This is a genomic window from Pseudomonas meliae (assembly GCF_001400515.1).
GTDB classification, from domain to species: domain Bacteria; phylum Pseudomonadota; class Gammaproteobacteria; order Pseudomonadales; family Pseudomonadaceae; genus Aquipseudomonas; species Aquipseudomonas amygdali.
On the sequence record NZ_LJQT01000155.1, the window covers coordinates 1 to 276 of the forward strand.

The window sequence follows — 276 nt, forward strand, 5'->3', positions numbered from 1 at the left end:
TTGTTCAGCGTCTCCCTAGTTATTACAAGTTAGTGCCGCTCTTTCTCGCTGTTCTTATTATTCCTATTTTGCTGCTCGGTTTTGGCTTTTGGTATGTTATGAAGAGCAAAACATCTGACAGTGAGGCTCTTATGCACGCAGATTCTCAATCAACTGTTTCAGAAGCTAAGCGACCTGCATCAGTATCTTCAACGCCCGGTGTTACTACCCAAGGCCGTACTGTTCAACCAGTTCAGGAATATATCCAGCAGTACAAGCCTAGGGAGGCGCTGATTT

1 pseudogene is annotated in these 276 nt (G+C 44.9%); it reads left to right on the plus strand.

The window, feature by feature from the left end:
• Positions 1 to 276 (plus strand): annotated as a pseudogene (locus ALO64_RS25915) (zonular occludens toxin domain-containing protein); the annotation flags it as partial.